The organism is Bacillus sp. Bvel1, assembly GCF_014872755.1.
GTDB classification, from domain to species: domain Bacteria; phylum Bacillota; class Bacilli; order Bacillales; family Bacillaceae; genus Bacillus; species Bacillus velezensis.
Window position 1 is genome coordinate 232,881 of record NZ_JAAOBZ010000007.1, and the last position, 18,129, is coordinate 251,009.

27 protein-coding genes and 1 riboswitch are annotated in these 18,129 nt (G+C 42.2%); of the genes, 3 read left to right on the forward strand and 24 right to left on the reverse strand.

Annotation, left to right across the window (positions count from 1 at the left end):
* Nucleotides 1-170: 170 nt before the first annotated feature.
* The 4 genes from HAP68_RS10390 to HAP68_RS10405 form a co-directional block, all read right to left on the reverse strand.
* Nucleotides 171-308, reverse strand: a complete 138-nt coding sequence (locus tag HAP68_RS10390) for a hypothetical protein (RefSeq protein WP_014304494.1) — start codon at nt 306-308, stop codon at nt 171-173.
* Between the two features lie 105 nt (nt 309-413).
* The gene (locus HAP68_RS10395; protein ID WP_046341355.1) at nt 414-929 is read right to left on the reverse strand and encodes a sigma-70 family RNA polymerase sigma factor; all 516 of its coding nucleotides are present in this window, start codon (nt 927-929) and stop codon (nt 414-416) included.
* 224 nt (nt 930-1,153) lie between these two features.
* Nucleotides 1,154-1,594 carry a hypothetical protein gene (locus tag HAP68_RS10400; protein WP_046341357.1) on the reverse strand — a complete coding sequence of 147 codons (441 nt, stop codon included), beginning with the start codon at nt 1,592-1,594 and terminating at the stop codon, nt 1,154-1,156.
* A gap of 48 nt (nt 1,595-1,642) precedes the next feature.
* The gene (locus HAP68_RS10405; protein WP_131242019.1) at nt 1,643-1,876 is read right to left on the reverse strand and encodes a hypothetical protein; all 234 of its coding nucleotides are present in this window, start codon (nt 1,874-1,876) and stop codon (nt 1,643-1,645) included.
* A gap of 236 nt (nt 1,877-2,112) precedes the next feature.
* Here HAP68_RS10405 and HAP68_RS10410 point away from each other — a divergent pair, with 236 nt between their 5' ends.
* The gene (locus HAP68_RS10410; RefSeq protein ID WP_046341359.1) at nt 2,113-2,466 is read left to right on the forward strand and encodes a hypothetical protein; all 354 of its coding nucleotides are present in this window, start codon (nt 2,113-2,115) and stop codon (nt 2,464-2,466) included.
* A 138-nt stretch (nt 2,467-2,604) separates the two neighbouring features.
* Here HAP68_RS10410 and HAP68_RS10415 read toward each other — a convergent pair whose 3' ends face one another.
* The 16 genes from HAP68_RS10415 to HAP68_RS10485 form a co-directional block, all read right to left on the reverse strand.
* On the reverse strand, nt 2,605-2,862 hold the full coding sequence (locus tag HAP68_RS10415) for a hypothetical protein (RefSeq protein ID WP_046341360.1): 258 nt from the start codon (nt 2,860-2,862) through the stop codon (nt 2,605-2,607).
* Between the two features lie 35 nt (nt 2,863-2,897).
* On the reverse strand, nt 2,898-3,101 hold the full coding sequence (locus tag HAP68_RS10420; RefSeq protein WP_025852610.1) for an XtrA/YqaO family protein: 204 nt from the start codon (nt 3,099-3,101) through the stop codon (nt 2,898-2,900).
* 82 nt (nt 3,102-3,183) lie between these two features.
* Nucleotides 3,184-3,348, reverse strand: a complete 165-nt coding sequence (locus tag HAP68_RS10425; protein ID WP_162918043.1) for a hypothetical protein — start codon at nt 3,346-3,348, stop codon at nt 3,184-3,186.
* 51 nt (nt 3,349-3,399) lie between these two features.
* Nucleotides 3,400-3,828 (reverse strand): RusA family crossover junction endodeoxyribonuclease, encoded by a 429-nt coding sequence (locus HAP68_RS10430; RefSeq protein WP_046341362.1) that lies wholly within the window; start codon nt 3,826-3,828, stop codon nt 3,400-3,402.
* 95 nt (nt 3,829-3,923) lie between these two features.
* Nucleotides 3,924-4,067, reverse strand: coding sequence for a hypothetical protein (locus tag HAP68_RS19565; RefSeq protein ID WP_192840832.1), 144 nt, complete (start codon nt 4,065-4,067; stop codon nt 3,924-3,926).
* Nucleotides 4,064-4,975, reverse strand: a complete 912-nt coding sequence (locus HAP68_RS10435; RefSeq protein ID WP_079891877.1) for an ATP-binding protein — start codon at nt 4,973-4,975, stop codon at nt 4,064-4,066. The genes HAP68_RS19565 and HAP68_RS10435 overlap by 4 nt, the downstream gene beginning before the upstream one ends.
* Nucleotides 4,896-5,597, reverse strand: coding sequence for a DnaD domain protein (locus tag HAP68_RS10440; protein ID WP_046341364.1), 702 nt, complete (start codon nt 5,595-5,597; stop codon nt 4,896-4,898). The genes HAP68_RS10435 and HAP68_RS10440 overlap by 80 nt, the downstream gene beginning before the upstream one ends.
* A gap of 197 nt (nt 5,598-5,794) precedes the next feature.
* Nucleotides 5,795-6,628, reverse strand: coding sequence for a PD-(D/E)XK nuclease-like domain-containing protein (locus HAP68_RS10445; protein ID WP_371877451.1), 834 nt, complete (start codon nt 6,626-6,628; stop codon nt 5,795-5,797).
* Entirely contained in the window at nt 6,552-7,472 is a 921-nt protein-coding gene (locus HAP68_RS10450) for a hypothetical protein (RefSeq protein WP_025852621.1), read from the reverse strand. The genes HAP68_RS10445 and HAP68_RS10450 overlap by 77 nt, the downstream gene beginning before the upstream one ends.
* Nucleotides 7,469-7,657 carry a hypothetical protein gene (locus HAP68_RS10455; protein WP_038458929.1) on the reverse strand — a complete coding sequence of 63 codons (189 nt, stop codon included), beginning with the start codon at nt 7,655-7,657 and terminating at the stop codon, nt 7,469-7,471. Before HAP68_RS10455 ends, HAP68_RS10450 begins: the two co-directional genes overlap by 4 nt.
* Nucleotides 7,658-7,758: 101 nt before the next feature.
* Nucleotides 7,759-7,956 carry a YqaI family protein gene (locus HAP68_RS10460; RefSeq protein WP_046341367.1) on the reverse strand — a complete coding sequence of 66 codons (198 nt, stop codon included), beginning with the start codon at nt 7,954-7,956 and terminating at the stop codon, nt 7,759-7,761.
* Nucleotides 7,953-8,210 carry a YqaH family protein gene (locus HAP68_RS10465; RefSeq protein ID WP_014418217.1) on the reverse strand — a complete coding sequence of 86 codons (258 nt, stop codon included), beginning with the start codon at nt 8,208-8,210 and terminating at the stop codon, nt 7,953-7,955. The genes HAP68_RS10460 and HAP68_RS10465 overlap by 4 nt, the downstream gene beginning before the upstream one ends.
* Nucleotides 8,207-8,779: a helix-turn-helix domain-containing protein gene (locus tag HAP68_RS10470; RefSeq protein ID WP_014418218.1), complete on the reverse strand. Its 573-nt coding sequence runs from the start codon at nt 8,777-8,779 to the stop codon at nt 8,207-8,209. Before HAP68_RS10470 ends, HAP68_RS10465 begins: the two co-directional genes overlap by 4 nt.
* 57 nt (nt 8,780-8,836) lie before the next feature.
* A complete protein-coding gene (locus HAP68_RS10475) occupies nt 8,837-9,565 on the reverse strand; it encodes a phage regulatory protein/antirepressor Ant (RefSeq protein WP_046341368.1) in 729 nt (242 codons plus the stop codon).
* Nucleotides 9,562-9,876, reverse strand: coding sequence for a hypothetical protein (locus HAP68_RS10480; RefSeq protein WP_032863594.1), 315 nt, complete (start codon nt 9,874-9,876; stop codon nt 9,562-9,564). Before HAP68_RS10480 ends, HAP68_RS10475 begins: the two co-directional genes overlap by 4 nt.
* A 12-nt stretch (nt 9,877-9,888) precedes the next feature.
* Entirely contained in the window at nt 9,889-10,137 is a 249-nt protein-coding gene (locus tag HAP68_RS10485; RefSeq protein WP_076983071.1) for a helix-turn-helix transcriptional regulator, read from the reverse strand.
* Between the two features lie 170 nt (nt 10,138-10,307).
* Between HAP68_RS10485 and HAP68_RS10490 the strand changes: the two genes are divergently transcribed.
* Complete coding sequence (locus HAP68_RS10490) at nt 10,308-10,688, forward strand: helix-turn-helix domain-containing protein (RefSeq protein ID WP_043021753.1); 381 nt, start codon at nt 10,308-10,310, stop codon at nt 10,686-10,688.
* Between the two features lie 362 nt (nt 10,689-11,050).
* A complete protein-coding gene (locus tag HAP68_RS10495; RefSeq protein WP_038458937.1) occupies nt 11,051-12,247 on the forward strand; it encodes a tyrosine-type recombinase/integrase in 1,197 nt (398 codons plus the stop codon).
* Between the two features lie 43 nt (nt 12,248-12,290).
* Here HAP68_RS10495 and pbuX read toward each other — a convergent pair whose 3' ends face one another.
* The 4 genes from pbuX to HAP68_RS10515 all read right to left on the reverse strand — a co-directional run bounded on the left by pbuX (nt 12,291) and on the right by HAP68_RS10515 (nt 18,042).
* Nucleotides 12,291-13,595 carry a xanthine permease PbuX gene (gene pbuX, locus HAP68_RS10500; protein ID WP_024085522.1) on the reverse strand — a complete coding sequence of 435 codons (1,305 nt, stop codon included), beginning with the start codon at nt 13,593-13,595 and terminating at the stop codon, nt 12,291-12,293.
* Nucleotides 13,592-14,176, reverse strand: a complete 585-nt coding sequence (xpt, locus tag HAP68_RS10505) for a xanthine phosphoribosyltransferase (RefSeq protein ID WP_024085523.1) — start codon at nt 14,174-14,176, stop codon at nt 13,592-13,594. The genes pbuX and xpt overlap by 4 nt, the downstream gene beginning before the upstream one ends.
* A gap of 99 nt (nt 14,177-14,275) precedes the next feature.
* A riboswitch (purine riboswitch) is annotated at nt 14,276-14,375 on the reverse strand.
* Between the two features lie 133 nt (nt 14,376-14,508).
* On the reverse strand, nt 14,509-16,011 hold the full coding sequence (locus tag HAP68_RS10510) for a carboxypeptidase M32 (protein WP_003153552.1): 1,503 nt from the start codon (nt 16,009-16,011) through the stop codon (nt 14,509-14,511).
* Nucleotides 16,012-16,122: 111 nt separating this feature from the next.
* A complete protein-coding gene (locus HAP68_RS10515; RefSeq protein ID WP_024085524.1) occupies nt 16,123-18,042 on the reverse strand; it encodes an ATP-dependent DNA helicase in 1,920 nt (639 codons plus the stop codon).
* Nucleotides 18,043-18,129: the final 87 nt, after the last annotated feature.

Here is an 18,129-nt window from a genome sequence, read left to right on the forward strand (position 1 = left end):
TGACGGAAGAACAACATATACGCCAGGGCAAGGAGAACAACAATATCGGTAGTAGACTGTACACTTTTCATTTTTTTTGAAAGTGGCTGGCTTTCAAATAATGTCTTTATTTTTTATTTTTGTTATACTAGGAGCAAGGGAGAAGCGCTACCTTCTCCCTCGGCTCAAAATCATCTGCGCTTTCTTGGTCGACGGCGTTTTTTGATTTTGGGCTTTTTTGTTTTAAGCTTTTCCCTGATGATGAGGACTTTTTCAACAACTGTGAGAGTTGTGAGGATAATCCCCAGTACCAATGCGATTTCAGCCACTTTCTTTCCCTCCTTTCTATACTTTAATTATACCCTAATACTTTACTTGCGTCAATTTATTTGATGGGATTTTTTCTTTATTTCTCCAATAAAAAAAGAGCCTATTCACGCTAAACAGAATAGGCTGTGATCTGCTCTATTTTTCATTTTCAGACGGGAACGTTCAATGTTCTTCTGCACAGTTCCTTTTTTAATCCCCAATAACTGCGCTATCTCTTCGAATGACATGTTTTGCACAGCATGCATCATGAATATGTCTTTTTCTCTTTCTGTGAGCACGGAAAGGGCGTCAGTGATTCTTTCTTTATCCCAATCGCTTACCTCCCATTCAGCTTCCTGAACGATTGCATACTCTTCCGGCAACGCATCAATTATACGCGGATCAGCAAGAATCGTTCTTTGGTAGGTGTCTCTTCTATCAGCACCTCGGCGTGCGCCGGGCTGTCTTCCGTTCTGCAGCCATTCAAGAGTGTACTGGATGTCACTGATCATGCTACTGATAATCTTTTTGTCGTTGATCTGTTCAGCCGTCAGATTGACTTCAGCTGTATCTTTATAGTGCTGATACATTTTTCTTGTTTCTCTTAATGCTCTTTTATATTCAATGATTAAATCCTGCATTCTGAGTCCTCCCTTTATTCTCGTTTAAATGCGCCGTCCTGTCTCGTTTGGTCTTTTGGGCAATTATCTGCCGCCGGAAGCCGTTCAGATTGCTCCTCGCTTTCATAGCGGGCTTTCTCTTCCTGCTTCATGTAATCCCTCTGCAAACAAAAAACGGACACTAACCAATGCACAGATTTCTCTGTACAATGATCAGTGTCCGCAGGCTTTCCGTCTTGGACCATTTATTTAGTTATCATTCCTAATTCTTTTCTAATCGAATTAAATTTTTCTGTTGCATAATTATAAAGTCTGTTATTCCCATCCACTTTTGATGGTTCAGAATATCCCATTTTAGCCATGCCATCTAATTTTGTTGAATCATCAAAAAGATCATTTACTAAAAGTATTAATTCTTCTGTGCAATATTCAGGGAAGTTATCAACAAAACCTTTTATCTGAGTAATTTGTTCATGATTTAAACCGTCATATCCTTTTGGCGTATACAATTCTCTTGTAACTATTTTATATATAGGTGTATAAATTTTGCTTAATGCCTCTTCCTTGTATTTTACTGATGCATTTTCATTGCGTATTTTCTTCTCTTTTAGATATGTTGCGAAATTTGCGAAGAGTGCAGATAAAATTGCAGTTAAAGCTATAGTAAAAAATTGTGCCCAGCTCATAACAAACCCCTTTTTAGGTATTATTATACTAGACACCATATATTACTTCTATATTTTAAAGAATTTTCTGGGATTTATTTTCCTTTTAGATTTAGATTTTAAAATTTCACCTGCATAAAACAGACCTACAGTGATATTTGCAAATGGCAGAAAAACCAACACCACATCGGTTAACTTAGGTGATATGTTTTTAAGAACTATTTGATGCCCTAACTTTGTCATTAACCACGCAAATGGTATGGATACTAAATATAGAGCTACAACTAGAATTATAACTAACATCATTTGTCTCCCTCTTTCCTATATACTTATCCCACATCTTGAAAAAACGACTCCGCGGTGAAAGAAATAATTGCCTCTATTAAAGCAAAGTTCCCTTTCATGTCGAGGGTCTATGCGCATGGGCAGAACTATATATTTAAACTAAGTTCACAAAATATTAACAGAAAATCCCTTGGATATTTTTGTATTAAGTGTGATAATACAATTGCATTAAAAAACAAAAGGGAGTGTTTAAAATGAATTTCAAAAAGACTGCTGTGACTGCACTATCGATTCCTGTATTAGCTTTTTCCATTAGTGGTATGGCTTCAGCTAAGGAGATAACTCCTCAAAAAAATGAAGCACAAACAACTATATCTCCTGGTCCAATTAAATCCTATTACGCAACTTTTGAAGTACCAGCTGGGGGTTCTAGACAGTTAGATGCAAAATATTTAGGATCAGGATTCGCTTATCATTCAGATAATAGTGCTGTTTTCACAGTAGATACCAATGGACTTGTCCGGGGCAAAAAAGCTGGTGCCAATGCATATTTAACTATTTACAAAAACGGCTCAGTATATGGTCAGTTACACGTATTTGTCTATTAATTTTCGAATAGAAGAGCATTCTAATATGCTCTTCTATTCACTTTAGCGTCACGCCGCAACCACAGTGCGGACAGCAGGCTTTGCGCGGATTTTTAAATCAAGTTTTTATAATCGCAGTCCAGGCAATGGTATTCCCCCTCATCCCAACATTCCCGGCAGGACAGAGACAGCGAAGAAGAAAAGCCCCACGCATGCCCCGACCAGCCAAATATTAGTTTTATCCCGTTTTGCAATAATTGTTTCATCACCAATCATCTTTAAATCATCTGAACGCGCTACAAGGACCGGTATATATTGTTTGGGAACTTTCAAATATTCTGCTGCCTGTTCGACGGTCATCGCTTCATCTTTCGTTGCTTTGACGACACGTTGTAATTTGACTTGTAATGGCATCAATTCAAAAACCCCTTTGCTGAATAATTACATTCGTTTTATTTCACCTTGAATCCTATTTCGTGATCGACTCGCGCAAAGCTGCCTTTTGAGGTTTGGATGATGGTCTTTCCGTGCTCTGGGACATCCAATACATGCGCTGTTCCTTCAGTACCATCTAAAACGATGATACGGATTTTCCCAGGCTCCATACTTTGCTGAATACTTCCTTCATGATTTTTAATTTCTTTGGGGTTGTACACCTAGACTCCTCCTGTGCTATGATAGAAGTACCAATTCGAATCATAAGCACTGAGGCATAAGCTTCGGTGTTTTTTTATGCCCTTAGTAGGGGTTCTCCCAGCCGCTCATTGTGAATGCTGGGGACGGCTTTAGTTCCTCTCGGTATATGATTGGATGTTTTTCGACATATGCTGCTAGTTCTTCCGGCGTCATCTTCCATTCCTTCACCGGTCCTGGCACGTAAGGATTATTGTTGTTTTCTTGCATGTTGTTGACCTCCTGATAATTTGATTTAGGGTCCATAGAAAAAGCGGCGTGTCATGACACAATCTCCGTTATAATGACTTCCACCCGCGGCTCTTCGCTGTAAAACTTGCTGACTTTCAAATCGACTACCTGACTATCATCCTTGTATATCAAATGGTTTAAAGCGTCTTTGACACCTTTTACATAGTTATCGACGTCCGGCTTTGTTACAGGGCGTAAAAGGCCTTTTTCAGCGTTCTCCTTTTTTCTCTTGGATCCGGATACAGTTTTCGGCATCGGTCTGAAAACTCTGACTTCCATTGCGACAGGACCAGTAATAACCTGCTTCGGTCGATGCTGAGACGCAACCAGTGCCACATACTGCTTAAAATTTTTTGACTTTACAGGATCGTACATTCTAACCTTTCCGTTTTGAATGGATCCTCGCGGCCGTCCTTGTGCGATCGGCTCTCCGTAAACAATAAACTGAATAGAACTCAACAGCCTTTTACCTCCCGTCAATCTGTTCCCAATGCTCGATCTGCTTTTCCTTGTAAGGTGCAGTCAGTAATATGACTGGCAGCGCAGCAACTGCTTTAAGCACTTCTCACCAGCTCCATTTGCCTTATTTTCTCCTCCAGGACCCTAATCGCCGGTGTGAGATCCTGTCCGCCTGTCTGTTCAGCGGGGCCGAACATATAAATCCCTCCGGATCCTTGAACGTTCGTTTTTAAGCTCATTCCCATTCTCCTAACCTATGATTTAATTGCATTCGGTCTCCCTTGATGGTTACCGTATAATTACGGCACATCTGATGTATCCGAGATCCGAGCGCTTCGTCTATATCTAATAATGCTGCTGTATCTAATTCTGATGAAACCAGCAGGGGTTTGTGATTCAGGTAGCGATAATTAACGACCGACTGGATCTGCTCAACCTGCCAATCTGTGGCCCGCGGTTCTCCCTTTACTGGTTTAAATAAATCGTCGATGAATAGAACGTCCGCTTTTCTCATTGCATCAAGCTTGGACTCTAGTTGATCAAAGTTATCTCTTAAATTCCCCATCCCTTCAACGTAAGGGAAATACATGCAGTAAACAGATTTTTTCTTAATAAGGTTGTTCATGATTGCCGTTAATAGGTGCGTTTTTCCGCTGCCAGGCTGCCCAAGGAGGGCGATGCTGTTCGAACGTTCTCCTTTAACTTTTTGAAAATCCTTAAAGTATTCCATAGCGCACTCATATGCGTCTTTAATCATGGCAGGCTTGCCGTCTGTAATAAAATTACCGAATAAGAGCATTTCAAATTCCTCCGTAATGCCGCTGGCCTTCATAAGCCGCGCGATCTTTTTTCGTTTTACACACTCGCATTGCTTTGAAAATGTGGTTTTCCATTCCCGGGCCTTATCCGGCAAGCACACTTTTCCTGCTAGGTAATCCTCTTCCCTCACCATTTGATCAGCGTTAAGACTCTCCATTGTTTTTTGTTCTTTTCTCAGCTGTCGTTCAGTATCTTGGTGAATCCGATAAACAATGATTCCTTTGTCCTTGCAGTCAGGACAATCATATTCAACCTTTTCTTCTGAGGCGGCCTGTTCCGCTGAAAATTGGGCTGACCTGTCCCGTAGTTTTTTGAGAATGCCCGCCATTGCCATGTCCGTACTTTGTGTTTTGTGAGCTATCATGCTGTTTTTTCTCCTTTCTCTTCTGCGTAAACGGATTTGATAGAACTGCTTCAATGTAATTTAAACCAACCTTGTTGCCCTTGTTCCTGAAAGCCTGTTTCATAGCCTCCATGACCTTCTCCTCGCCGTAATCTTCAACCATATAGCCAATTCGCTGAGCTTCAATTGGTCCGATAGTACGGGCGACTTTGTTCTCGAATAATTCAAAGACATTTTTCACTTTTTCATCAACTTCCTTTCTTTCTTCCGACGCTTGGACAAGATCCTTCTTCTTGTTGTAATTGCCAAGCTGTATGTAATCCGCGTAATTCAAAACTGTAACAATAAAGCCGCGTTTTTGCGGCAGCCTGTCCAGTTTTAAATACTCCTGCTTGACCATTCTGTCTAACGAGTATTTGATCTGATCGGATGACCAATTAAAACGCTTTGCTAATTCCACAAGCTTAATGATTGTCTGACCGGGCTCTAAATCCTGATCCGCTCTATACTCTGCCCGTTTGAATAAATGATCGTATATTGTCTCATCCCGTGAATCTTTAAATGGCAGGCGGGGTAAAATGACATAGCCTAATCCTTGCGTATCCATATCGCTCACCTACTTCCTTTTACACACTGCTGTTAGAGCCTTAAAATCAATATCTGTTAATTCTAAAGACGGTTCATTTGTCTTCAGATAGTCCGTTACATACCGTGTATATAAGCCCTTCCTCATTTCACGCCTTACTGTCTTAACCAGCCAGTAATAACAATGCGGAATCGGAACCTTAATTAAATCCTTTTCCATCAGCTGATCAGCTCCGAGAAATGAATGATACTGTTTAACTGATTTGTTGCACGGCAATATTTGCATCTCTCACACCGCTCCGGCTTTTCGCCGCCGTGTTTCACTTGCAGGATACGACCCATACGCTGCTCAATCTCTTCAAGCTCTACTTCCATTCGACCCTTATCGATATTGATGACTGCTTTATCCGGCGGATCCTCTTTAGACACCCCCACGATAAGAGGCTCAAGCCACTCGTTACGCCCAGTCATACGCTTTTCCATTTCTGCGTAAAGCGCCATCTGTCCGATGTATCCGTATGCTTCAACAAACGAGCAATAGCCTATTTCCGGATTCCACACCTTTTCTCGAAGTGAACGGGTTGTTTTCAGATCTGCAAAACGGCTGCCGGCCGGGTTGTATACGTCCAGCTTGCCTTTCCACGGAACACCGAAAAGTTCAGCCGTTACGATAACTTCCTTTGCTCCTTGCAGAACGAACATACAGAGTTCGTCCTGTTGAATCGCCTCAATCATCAGATCAGCTAACTGATATTGCTTGTACAGCTGGCCTTTTTGTGTAAAAAGTGATGGCGTGTTTCTCTTGAATTCATCAAATACCTGTTTCCCTTCAAGCCAGGCATGAACATATTGACCGAAGAGGAGAGCCTCTGAACCCGGCGGCACCCATTCACCGTTAATCTTGGCCATTGTTGCCGCCTCGCATTGCAGAAAGCTCTTATATTGAGAATTTGACATGTAATATCTATCAATCTCGTTAGAATAGTAATTCTCCTTGTTTAGCGCCGGAATCGTCCTCATCAGCAGGATCACCAGCCTTTTTCTTTTTTTCATCTGCCTTCCCAACTTGCTCTTTTTGCTTTTTAAATTCTTCTTCAGCCTTTGACTTAGTCGCGCCTGTGGCCTTGATATTGAAGTAATCCTCTTTCTTTGCCATCCCATCACGAAGGGACGTGTAAATGCGTCCAATTTTCAAGAAATCTTGTTCAGTGAAAGCATCGATCGAATTGCCGATGTATTCCTGGATCATTTCTTTTGTAACGCCAAACTCTTTTTTGAAAAGAGATAAAGCGTTTCTGAGACGATCCTCCAAAGGTTCTTTATGGCCGCTGATTAATGTTTGCTGACACATATCAACCGCAGCATCTACGATATCGCCTGGAATTACTCCAAGTATGCAGGCACGCAACCGCCGCGCGCCTTGATTGGCAACCATTTCATAAATATCCCTTGGATCATCAAGCTTTGTAATAGCACCGCGCGCTTTCCGTTCATGCTTAACCGTGAAAATCTTGGTTTGACGGGTATTCGTTTCGAGGTCCCAGGCATAAGCCATGACAGACGATTCTCCTGCCTTCTGTTCCAGTTCCATAATCCCGTAATCAATATTTCCCCAGTTCTGCGCCAACGCTTCAGCAAGACGTATAGAAGGACCAGATACTTTTGAGCCGCCTCGCGGATATTCATACACCGCGTTCTCGGCCAAAAGCCTCCGTTCACATGCTTTCTTAATCCGATCGAACGCCGCGTATACATCCCGCGGGAATTTCTTAGCAATGACCATAGCAGCCTGTACCTCTTGAGCTTGACGACTGACCATAGCTTCGGTAGTCACGTTGGTTGCCTGTTGAGGTGCCGGCATATAATCTGAGTAATCTACCTGAGACAATCCATTCATTTTGCTGCCACCTCTCTCAAATAAGCTTTTGTGCCGCGCCTCTGCCATTCTCGGTATGCGTCCATTGACGGAAAACTGAAAACAGGACGGCCATACTTATCAAATGTAATTGAACCGCCAACCTGACTTAAACGTTCCTGGTCGTCCGCCCGGTCGCTGAATGACACTGTAATTGATTTTGCCATTTATAAAACCTCCATTGTTTTCTATGAGGCGTTTTGATATAATTAGGTTCCAATCAATAATCAAAACGCCTTACGAAGTCCACTTTGCCGAGTGGGCTTTTTTATTGCGATGTTTGAAATTCAAAACCAAGCTGCTCCTTTAAGTACCGTTCAAGATTATCCCTCAAAATTACCTCGCCGCTGTCGATTACATAATCATCTGTTGGCATTATGATGTCCCCAAAAAAATCCTTTTTTATTTCAGGTTCTGACGTTTTATCGTGCCAGTTGTTCAAAACCATTGGATTTTCAATGTTCATTGCGAGCACCTGCTTATTACAGTTAAATTAATACCTCGCTGCTGCATTTTCATAGCTACATCGTACAAACGGCCTTTGTTTGCTAACCGGTTAATATCCTCCGTCAAAACTTTTATGCTTCCGGCTAAGCTAATGGCTTCCTCGTAATCACCATCACGCAGGGCCTCACTTAGCATAATCGCCAATTCTTCTGCTGAATCCACTTTCCGTTTAGCAGCTTCTAAATCTGATTTAAGAAATTGATTGTTGTTCATATCGTAATTGCCTGCCTCTCCTCATGTTTTGCCATTGCTACTTGATCAACTAGTGCTTTTCTTGTCCACCTATCAGCTAGTTCTTGTATCTTTAAACCGTGTCCGCGGGCTAGTGAATAAATGAGTGTCTTGTTTGCCGGGATAAGATCGAAAATCTGTTTAATATCACCCATTGGCAGTTCACCTGCCCTCCTACCCGGCCTGTCACTTGCCAGCCAACGGGCTAGATGTTTTGTTGCTTCCAAGGCCTCTTCCAACTGATGGACCATATTGATTACCGCGGCACTTGCACTTTCATTTAATGCAGGATCAATGGGTGCAGCCGCTGTTGGGTGCAGACGGAAAAGATAATGCACGAGATCAATATGTTCATAGGCTTCACATACTTCAAACCACTTAATGCATAGTTCAGGAGTGAGTTTGCTAAAGCCATTTTCCACATCAGAAACATATCGTTGATCCTTTCCCCCAATTAAATTACCGATTTGATACTGTGCAAGGCCCGCCGATTTTCGGACACCACGCATAATCTGCGGTAAATTTCGCAAATTGTATGGGTTGTTCTCCATATGTTTGCCTCCTGATATATTCAGTTTTTTACTGATAAAATTTAAGTAATGGAAACACTAACTCGCCTGTTGCTTTTTCAACTTGTTAATGATGTAGGCTTGTCCCTTTGGTGTAATCTTCATTGTGAGCCACGTTTTTGACTTTCCGCTTACTTCTCGAACTCCCTGTGCTACTTCAAAGTAACCGCGGTTCACATATACTTGATAAGGTTCATTTTTGTTGGAAAAGATCATCTTCCAATCTCGTAATTTCTGAAACAACTGCCTCTCACCAATAACAATGCCTTGTTTTGATGCAAGTTTTGCAACCTCTCTGACAAGCAGGGATTTTTCAGACGCCATACACGATTCAGCAAAACTGACCAACGGCTCCTGAATCCTCAATGTTTGTTCAAGCTGTTGTCGTTCTTCCTGTTCGGTGATCCATCGCTTTGCTCGGCTGACTGGATCATCAATCATATAAGACGGCTGCTTTAGTTTCTGAAGCTCATTTTCCATTCGGTTAAACTCCGAAATATACTTTTCTTTAAACAGCGCTGCCTTTGCACCTGTGTAACCAAAAACTAAGAATGTAAGACCGTCACGCTTGATGAGATATTTTTTATAAGTGCGATTCCTATTGTCCTTATATTCAACCTCCCCAAAATTGTGGAGATTAAATTCTTTACTAGAATCAAGGTTTTTAATATCACGTAAAACATGATCATGACGCTTTCCGAATACCTCAGCAACAGTCAGGCTATCGGTTACAACTTGATCGCCTTCAATAAAAACAAGTTGATTCATGCGGTTGCCCCCTTACGGAAATACTGGGTATTTTCCTCCACCCAACGGGTATTTCTTTCAATCCATTTAAATAGCAGCTGGGTTGGAATTTTCTTGCCGAACTCATCATTTACCGGGAAATCAGGTCGCGACATGAGTTCAGACATTTTTGTTTGACCGCATCTGAGTACTTTCATCGCTTCTTCTCTGGTTAAGATGTGAGGTAGCTCATTCAACGCCCCTAGCCGCTCAACCAACATATCTGTTGCCCTATCAGCAATTTTTGCTGCAATTTGATCAATGAAGTTATCGTCGTATTGCATGGTAAACATACTTGGTACCTCCTATGCTGTGTTTGATTTTTGATCACTACTCAAAACGCGTACTGAATCATCAAAAAAAAGAGTCCATTTAAAATCCAGAACATTAGCGATAGCTTTTGCTGTCGGAACTCGTGCATTTCTTTCACCTTGTTCTATAGACGCGTACGTTGTTCGAGCAATATTAGCTTTATTTGCAACTTCTTTCTGTGTCAGGCCCTTTGATAAACGTATATGCTTTAACCAATTTCTTTGATTTACTTTAGAAGCTATTTCTCACACCCCCAATACTCATAACGTGTCGTTGTTTTAAATATACTACTCATTACGAGTCCTGTAAATACTTTTTTTAAAAATATTACTCATTTTGAGTAATAGCATATACTACGCTTATTGTGGAGTTATAATATTGTTAGTTCCACAAAACGTGGGAGGCGATAAATTTGAATTTTTCTAATCGACTTAAAGACCTTAGAGTTGATAAAAGATTAAAACAGCAAGAAGTTGCGGATAAATTAGGAATTGCAAGAACAACCTATGCTTCATATGAGCAGGGAAAAAGAGAGCCAGATCACGAAACACTTATTAAAATATCTGATTTTTTTTGTGTCTCCATAGATTACTTGCTGAGAGGTCAAGAGTACTACCAAGATAAAGCTAAAGAACTCCGTAAGCAGAATGATGTTCGTTTTGATAATGTCGAAGGACAGGAACTGATGACGGAGGATGAAAAAGATAAATATCTTGCAGATGCTCTAAGGCGACTTGATGGAATTGAAAAAATGATTGCAGAGAATTTCAAAAACAAAAAAGAGGAAAAGTAATTATTCTTTATTGTTTATTAAGTTATTTCTGTTTACTAATAAGATCGGAACTTGAACCGGAATACAAATGAACCCGATCCGAAAGGATAATTTCACCATGTTCCTAATCCCTTATGGTTCAAGGGTTTTCAATCTTATTCTCATCTGAAACTGATCCGGACTTGAACGGAATCTCATCAGTAAAAATCGAGTCGTTGAGAAAAGTCCTGTTTTTAAATTTTGATTAGCCCTTTTAGGGCTTTTCTTTAAACAAAACACCAGAACATAAGTTCTTTTCCAGAATACATTAACTCTCCTCCCCCTACTCATTAATTTCATTTGTATTTAAAACAACTCCTATACTTAATCTAAGAGGTGAAAGAATGTATACCAAAGAATTAATCAAGGGTAAAAAATGGTTAGCAGTTGGAGAAGGCCCTCGTGACCCAGTCACCGGCAAACGAAAGCAAATTCCGCGGCGAGGCAAAACAAAAAAAGAAGCCGAGCAAAGAGTCCGTGATGCAATTGCAGCTTTAAATGAAGATGGCATCGATGAATCAAGAGTGAAAAAGATAACTTTTGATCAAGTCGCAGCCGAATGGTTGGAAGAGTATATGTTAACAGGGAAGAAAAAGAACACTGTCCGAATCAGACGAGAAGAGATAAAAATATTAAATGCCTACATTGCCAAATCCATCATCAATAAAATAACCTTGAGACAGTATCAAAAAATACTTAACAAACTATCAGAACAAGGGTATTCACGAAGCACTATGAATGGAGTACATACGACAGCAGGCATGATATTTAAGTATGCTGTTAAAGTAAAGTTTCTTAAAAGCAATCCTATTGCAGATGCTATAGTGCCTAAAAAAAGAATAACCGTTGAAGAAATTGAAAATAACAACATAGCTGAAAAATACCTCGAAAAATCGGAGATCGAGGAATTTCTTTTAGCAGTTAAAAATCACGGTCTACACATGGATCTGGAACGATTTTATTTACTTGCTTTTTCAGGTATGCGATCCGGGGAGTTATGTGCCCTCAAATGGTCTGACATCAATTTCGAAACAAAAGAACTCCGGATAACTAAAACCATTTATTCAGAAAGTAATAACATGAGAGAGTATGAATTAACTCCGCCCAAAACACCTGGATCAATTCGAACAATTGCTATAGACGATCAAATTATAGCCATGCTGAAAGCATATAAAACGAAAGTGAAAAAGATGCATTTGCAATCACAAACAAAATTATCTGAGTACCATAATGAAAACTTTATTTTCGCAAGAGCAAACGGGTACCCTTACCTGCCAAAAAGCATCATATATCGGATGGAAAGAATTCTAAAAAAAACATCCATAAAAAAACATGCGACTCCTCATATATTCAGACACTCACATATCAGTATGTTAGCTGAAGCAGGTGTCGATATTGCGACCGTAATGAAAAGAGTCGGCCACGATGATGTGAAAACAACAATGAAAATCTATACCCACGTTACAAATAAAATGAAAGAGGATGCCTCGCAAAAAGTTCAGCAAACTTTCGGAAGCATCCTCGATCTCGGGATTTCATAAAGAAATGTTATTAAAATGTTATTTTTTTAAGAAAAACGGATGACTAACCCTCTTGAACCCTTGTTACATCAAGGGTTTTTTTCGTTTTAGGAATCATATTATAAACAATATTCAAAAGGACGGCGGTAAAGCTTCCGGCGACGATTCCGTTTGTGGTCAGCAAATTTAAGTAAGACGGCAGGTGCTTAAACATATCGGGAACGACGGTTACACCGAGTCCCAATCCGACCGAACACGCGACGATCAGAAGGTTTTCCTGCTTTTTAAAGTCAATTTGACTGAGCATTTTAATGCCGTAGGAAATGACCATGCCGAACATGGCCACCATCGCGCCTCCCAGTACTGAAGACGGGATGATGGTCGTGAAGGCTGCGATTTTCGGAAAAAGGCCGAAGAGCATTAAAAGTGCGCCCGTGACACCGATGACCGCGTTTTTCTTAATCCCCGTCAGCTGCACGAGGCCGACGTTTTGGGAATAGGCCGTATACGGAAAAGCATTGAAAATGCCGCTGATGAATACCGCCAGGCCTTCCGCGCGGTAGCCTTTTGCTAAATCACGTTCAGACAGGCGCCGGTTTGTCAGGTCACCGAGAGCGAAATAGACGCCGGTTGATTCAACAAGGCTGACAATGGCAACGATGGACATCGTAATAATCGGTGCCGCATGAAATGTCGGCGTCCCGAAGTAAAACGGTTTAATCATTTGAATGGCGTCAGCATTCGCCACATTGTCAAATTGCACTTTTCCCATAAAATATGCGATGGCCGTCCCGATGACAATGCCGATTAAAATCGAAATGGATTTCAAAAATCCTTTTGTAAACCGATAAAGCAGCACGATAATGACGAGCACCGTAAATCCGAGGGCAAGGTTAGCCGGATCACCGAAATCCTTGCTGCCTTCCCCGCCGGCAATATGATTCATCGCGACCGGCATTAAGGTCATCCCGATAATCGTCACGACAGATCCGGTTACGACAGGCGGGAAAAAGGATACGAGCTTGCCGAAGAAAAACGACAGCAGAATGACAAGCAGACCCGATGCCAAAATGCTTCCGTAAATGGCTGGAATCCCGTACTCCTTACCGATGGAAATAATCGGCGCTACCGCGGTGAACGTACAGCCGAGCACAACAGGCAAGCCGATGCCGAAACATTTATTCCTCCATACTTGAAGCAGCGTAGCCGCCCCGCACATAAAAATGTCAATTGATACGAGATATGTCAGCTGTTCTGCGTTCAGTCCCAGTGCCGCTCCTACAATTAAAGGAACGACGACGGCGCCGGCATACATGGCAAGCACATGCTGGATACCGAGGGAAAGTGTTTTGGCATAGCCGTTTTTCATGAACGGACCTCCTGTACAAATGTCACTTTTCCGTCTTCAAGCGATTGAATTCTCGCCAGTGATTCGACCCGGAATCCTTTTTTTACCAGCTCGTCTCTTCCCGGCTGAAATGACTTTTCAATGACGATTCCGATCCCGCAAACCGCTGCGCCTGCTTGTTTTACGATGGACAAAAGCCCCTCTGCCGCCTGTCCGTTCGCTAAAAAGTCGTCAATGATTAACACGCGGTCTTCTTTCGAGAGATGATTTCCGGAGATTGCAATCTGACTTTCTGTTTTTTTCGTGAAAGAATAGACGGACGCCGTCAGCAGATCATCCGTTAACGTGAGAGACTTCCTTTTTCTCGCAAAGATGACGGGAACGCCGAGTTCAAGGCCGGCCATTACCGCAGGGGCAATGCCCGAAGATTCAATTGTGACGATTTTGGTTATCTCGTCTTTTTCAAAACGCCGCGCAAATTCCCGGCCGATCTGCTGCATGAGAACCGGATCAATTTGATGGTTTAAAAAAGAATCCACTTTCAGCACTTGATCAGAAAGAACGATTCCGTCTTCTGCTATTTTTCGTTTTAATGCTTCCACAATGATTACCCCCGCTTATAAAAAATAAAAAAAGCATTGCCCGCTCTCCAAAAAAAGAGCAAGCAATGCCGAATGATCTACACGTAACGGCCGAATAAAGCCGTTCCATTGCTCACTCATAGTCGGACATTTACGGTGACCGGTAGAAACTTGCGTGCCATATCCACGCGATTATATGAGTGTTCGTATGATATTAATCAAATTATAACAAGATACACTTCTTTTGCATAGTGAAATTTGAATATTTCCGAACTTTTACAAAGAATTAGTTTTCGATTATTCGTCTTTTTAGAATTTTTAGAAAAACACCCGGTGTATACCGGGCGTTTCGTTTATAAATATAAATTTGAATATTTGCCGACGAGATACTCAATGAGATATTGAACGTTCAGCTCTTCTCCCGTTGCATCTTTTATGATGTCAAGCGGCATTTTGCGTCTTCCGTGCTGATGAACCTTTTCTGTCAGCCATTGTTTGATCGGCTCAAAGTCGCCCCGTTCTATTAATTGATCAAATTCAGGCAGATCCTCAAGCATGGTATGCTTCAGCTGTGCCGCATACATATATCCGAGCGCATAGGAAGGGAAATAGCCGAAATCGCCGCCCGCCCAATGTACGTCCTGCAAAATGCCTTTTGCGTCAGATGGCGGCGTAATGCCTAAATAATCATGATATTTTTGATTCCACAATGCAGGCAGTTCTTCCACTGTCACTTCATTGCTGAAAATCGCTTTTTCAATTTCATAACGGATAATAATATGAAGCGGATATGTCAGCTCATCGGCTTCAATTCGGATAAAGGTCGGTTTCGCCTCATTTACGGCGCGTACAAAGTCCTCTCTTTTCACATCTTGAAATTGATCAGGCGAAGCCTCAACCATTTTTTCATAATAGGCGGTCCAGAAATGTTGATTTCTGGCGATAAAGTTTTCATAAAATAACGATTGGGATTCATGAATTCCCATGGATGCACCGTCAGATAAGTTCGTTCCGCTCAGCGCTTCGTCAATATTCTGCTCGTAGATCGCATGCCCGCATTCATGAATCGTTCCGAAAATCGCCGTGCGGAAATCGTTTTCGTCATATCTGGTCGTCACCCGCACATCGCCGCGGTTGATTGTCGTCGCAAACGGATGGACCGTCTCGTCCAGGCGGCCTCCGTCAAAATCATACCCGAACTCTTTTAAGAAATACAAGGAGAGGTCTCTTTGTTGTTCTTTCGGAAACGTTTTCGTTATAAAGGAAGTGTCCGGTTTATTGCCGGATTCCGTCACTTTTTTGATAAGCGGAATGATCGCTTCCTTCAATTCAGAAAACAGCTGATCCAGCACCTTTACCGTAACACCCGGTTCGAAAATATCGAGCAATGCGTTGTATGGATGATCTTCATAGCCCCAGTAAGAAATAAACCGCTTATTAAAATCAATCAGCTTCTCTAGGTACGGAGCAAACATAGAGAAATCAGAGGCCGCCTTTGCATCCTCCCAAGCCGTTTCAGCTTTCGATGTTAAAATGACATATTCTTTATACTCATCTTCAGGAATTTTTTTATTATGATCATAATCTTTTTTCGCAAGTTCCGCCGCTTTCACTGTATCTTCAGAGAGCTCTTCTGCATGCGCGAGAAGGATGTCGATCAGCTCTTTCATCCGGTCGGATGTCTGGATTTGAAAAACGTCAGCCGACAGCTGTCCGATGCTTTCCGCCCGGTCATCAGAGCCTTTTTTCGGGGCTCCCGTTCTTAAGTCCCAATGCATGAGCGCAATAGCTTCTTCATAGTGGGATACTCTTTTTAACAGATCAAAAAACTCTTTTTCATATGTATGTACATCCATATCCGTTCCCCTCCCTTTTCACTATCAATTACAGGCTAATGGAACGCCGTCATAAAGTCAACTTCCCGGATTAAAAAAAGCCGCAGGATAAGATTCCTGCAGCTCTTGTTTTTATACGATTTTCGGTGTAACAGGCAAGACCTTTTTGACTTCGGTCAGGACCCGTTCACTTTCTCCGCCCGCATAAATGGATATGGTTCCGCTGTCCTGATTAGAACGGATGAGGCGGCCGATTCCCTGCCGGACTCTCAAAAGCATGTACGGCAGATCAACTTCCTCAAACGGATCTTTTTTCGCTCCGTTCCGCTTTGCGGTAAACACAGGATCATGAGGCGGATACGGCAATGCCCAAATGGTCACATTCCGGAGCGAGTCACCGGGAATGTCAAGACCTTCCCATAAGTGGACGGAACAAAGCACGGATTCTTCATCCCGCTGGAATTTTTCGACCAGACTGCTGATCTCTTCGTCACCTTCGTAGTAAATCGGATACGGCAGCTCCCACGCGGCAGCCTGTTCTTTAAATTCCTTCATGTCTTCAAAGGAAGGGAAAAGAACGAGGGTGCGTCCTTCATTCTCCTTAATGGTTTCAATCGTTTCGGCTGTTTTCTGCTCAGACGTCATGTCACCGTGAAGCGCAACAGACATTTGCTCCTCGTAATCGTACGGAGATTCAACGGTAAATGATAAAGGATCACGGATTCCGAGACTGTCAGCGATATAATCAAATGAACCGCCCTCAGAAAGAGTGGCCGATGAGAAGATATAAGGTATCTTTTTAGAAAAGACCTTTTCTCCCAAAACTTCGGCTACAGTTCTCGGCATAACGACAAACGTTGAGTCTGTATCCCGCGTTTCAAGCCAGCTGATGGCATCCTTTTGATACAGCGACAGCGAATATGCCATTTGTTCGACGTATTCTTCTACGACTGACAGCTCGTACTTATCAATCGTATACATTTCCGATTCAAATACGAGCGCCTCGCCGATTTTATCGAGCAGACGGCACAGTTCGTCAGCCGCACGCTTAACACGCTGGTCGTTTTGGATGTCCAATCGGTGAGAGCCGGCGATTTCCTTCGATTCCTCTGACAGCACATAGAAAAACTCATCGTTTGCGGCAAGGGCATCTTCAATCAGTTCGGCGAATTCCTCTCTGATGTCATTTTGAAGCAGACGCTCTAAAAACAGCTCAAGCGTCGACTGCTTCACACGATACGTTAACGCTTTTTGCGCGGCGAATTCCAGCAGATGTCCTTCATCAAACACGACGGCGCTGTGATCCGGCAAAAGCGGCAGCTGCCCTTCCCTTTTGCGTGATTCTTCCGTCCATACATGCTCCATGTAGAAATCATGGGAGCAAACAATCAGATCCGTTGATTTTCTGTAATGATCTCTTGAAAGTGTTAAACCGCATCTATGTCTCATATCACATGTTAAACAATCTTGGAAGGAATCATAGCTGACGCCTTCCCACTCTTCATTTGTCAAATCAGCGTACTGTTTGCGGTCGCCGTACGGATAAAAGCGCTGCATCGCTTGTGATTCGTGTACGAATGAAGGCAGCGACTCATAAAGATCCAGCCACTTTTCATCATCAGAACGCTGCATCGTTTTCTCCAGCTTTTTCAGACACAGATACTGCTCATGGGATTTGGACAGCCGTGTATCAATCTGCAGATCCAAATGTTCTGTCAGCTTGGAAATGTCGCCTTCTTTTTTGACAAGCTGTTCTATTAACGTTTCATCGGCGCATGCGATAATGGCCGGTTTACCCGTATATCTTGCATAGCTGATGGCAAACAGCAGATACACCAGCGTTTTTCCCGTACCGACTCCTGCCTCAGCGAACATGACCTTTTTCTCTTTAAAAGCCCGTTCAAGCTGAAACGCCATAAATACCTGCTCATCCCGAAGGTCAAAGCCTTTCTCGGGAAGGATATCGTAAAACACGTCACCAATCCAATTGTTCAATTCTTCGTAAAAATTCTTTTCTTTTGTTAAAGCAAAAGGCAAACGTGATGTTGTCACCCAACTCCAACCCCTAACTATTCGGCATTCAGACCATCTATAATATCATTTAACCCTTTTCAATACAACAAAAAAACTTGGCCTCGC

What these genes read in the sequence shown, in the direction of transcription:
- HAP68_RS10395 (WP_046341355.1), bottom strand. Translation starts at nt 929, where the DNA reads ATGCAGGATTTAATCATTGAATATAAAAGAGCATTAAGAGAAACAAGA.
- HAP68_RS10400 (WP_046341357.1), bottom strand. Translation starts at nt 1,594, where the DNA reads ATGAGCTGGGCACAATTTTTTACTATAGCTTTAACTGCAATTTTATCT.
- HAP68_RS10405 (WP_131242019.1), bottom strand. Translation starts at nt 1,876, where the DNA reads ATGTTAGTTATAATTCTAGTTGTAGCTCTATATTTAGTATCCATACCA.
- HAP68_RS10410 (WP_046341359.1), top strand. Translation starts at nt 2,113, where the DNA reads ATGAATTTCAAAAAGACTGCTGTGACTGCACTATCGATTCCTGTATTA.
- HAP68_RS10425 (WP_162918043.1), bottom strand. Translation starts at nt 3,348, where the DNA reads ATGCAAGAAAACAACAATAATCCTTACGTGCCAGGACCGGTGAAGGAA.
- HAP68_RS19565 (WP_192840832.1), bottom strand. Translation starts at nt 4,067, where the DNA reads ATGAGCTTAAAAACGAACGTTCAAGGATCCGGAGGGATTTATATGTTC.
- HAP68_RS10435 (WP_079891877.1), bottom strand. Translation starts at nt 4,975, where the DNA reads ATGGCGGGCATTCTCAAAAAACTACGGGACAGGTCAGCCCAATTTTCA.
- HAP68_RS10440 (WP_046341364.1), bottom strand. Translation starts at nt 5,597, where the DNA reads ATGGATACGCAAGGATTAGGCTATGTCATTTTACCCCGCCTGCCATTT.
- HAP68_RS10445 (WP_371877451.1), bottom strand. Translation starts at nt 6,628, where the DNA reads ATGAAAAAAAGAAAAAGGCTGGTGATCCTGCTGATGAGGACGATTCCG.
- HAP68_RS10450 (WP_025852621.1), bottom strand. Translation starts at nt 7,472, where the DNA reads ATGAATGGATTGTCTCAGGTAGATTACTCAGATTATATGCCGGCACCT.
- HAP68_RS10455 (WP_038458929.1), bottom strand. Translation starts at nt 7,657, where the DNA reads ATGGCAAAATCAATTACAGTGTCATTCAGCGACCGGGCGGACGACCAG.
- HAP68_RS10460 (WP_046341367.1), bottom strand. Translation starts at nt 7,956, where the DNA reads ATGAACATTGAAAATCCAATGGTTTTGAACAACTGGCACGATAAAACG.
- HAP68_RS10465 (WP_014418217.1), bottom strand. Translation starts at nt 8,210, where the DNA reads ATGAACAACAATCAATTTCTTAAATCAGATTTAGAAGCTGCTAAACGG.
- HAP68_RS10470 (WP_014418218.1), bottom strand. Translation starts at nt 8,779, where the DNA reads ATGGAGAACAACCCATACAATTTGCGAAATTTACCGCAGATTATGCGT.
- HAP68_RS10475 (WP_046341368.1), bottom strand. Translation starts at nt 9,565, where the DNA reads ATGAATCAACTTGTTTTTATTGAAGGCGATCAAGTTGTAACCGATAGC.
- HAP68_RS10480 (WP_032863594.1), bottom strand. Translation starts at nt 9,876, where the DNA reads ATGTTTACCATGCAATACGACGATAACTTCATTGATCAAATTGCAGCA.
- HAP68_RS10495 (WP_038458937.1), top strand. Translation starts at nt 11,051, where the DNA reads ATGTATACCAAAGAATTAATCAAGGGTAAAAAATGGTTAGCAGTTGGA.
- pbuX (WP_024085522.1), bottom strand. Translation starts at nt 13,595, where the DNA reads ATGAAAAACGGCTATGCCAAAACACTTTCCCTCGGTATCCAGCATGTG.
- HAP68_RS10510 (WP_003153552.1), bottom strand. Translation starts at nt 16,011, where the DNA reads ATGGATGTACATACATATGAAAAAGAGTTTTTTGATCTGTTAAAAAGA.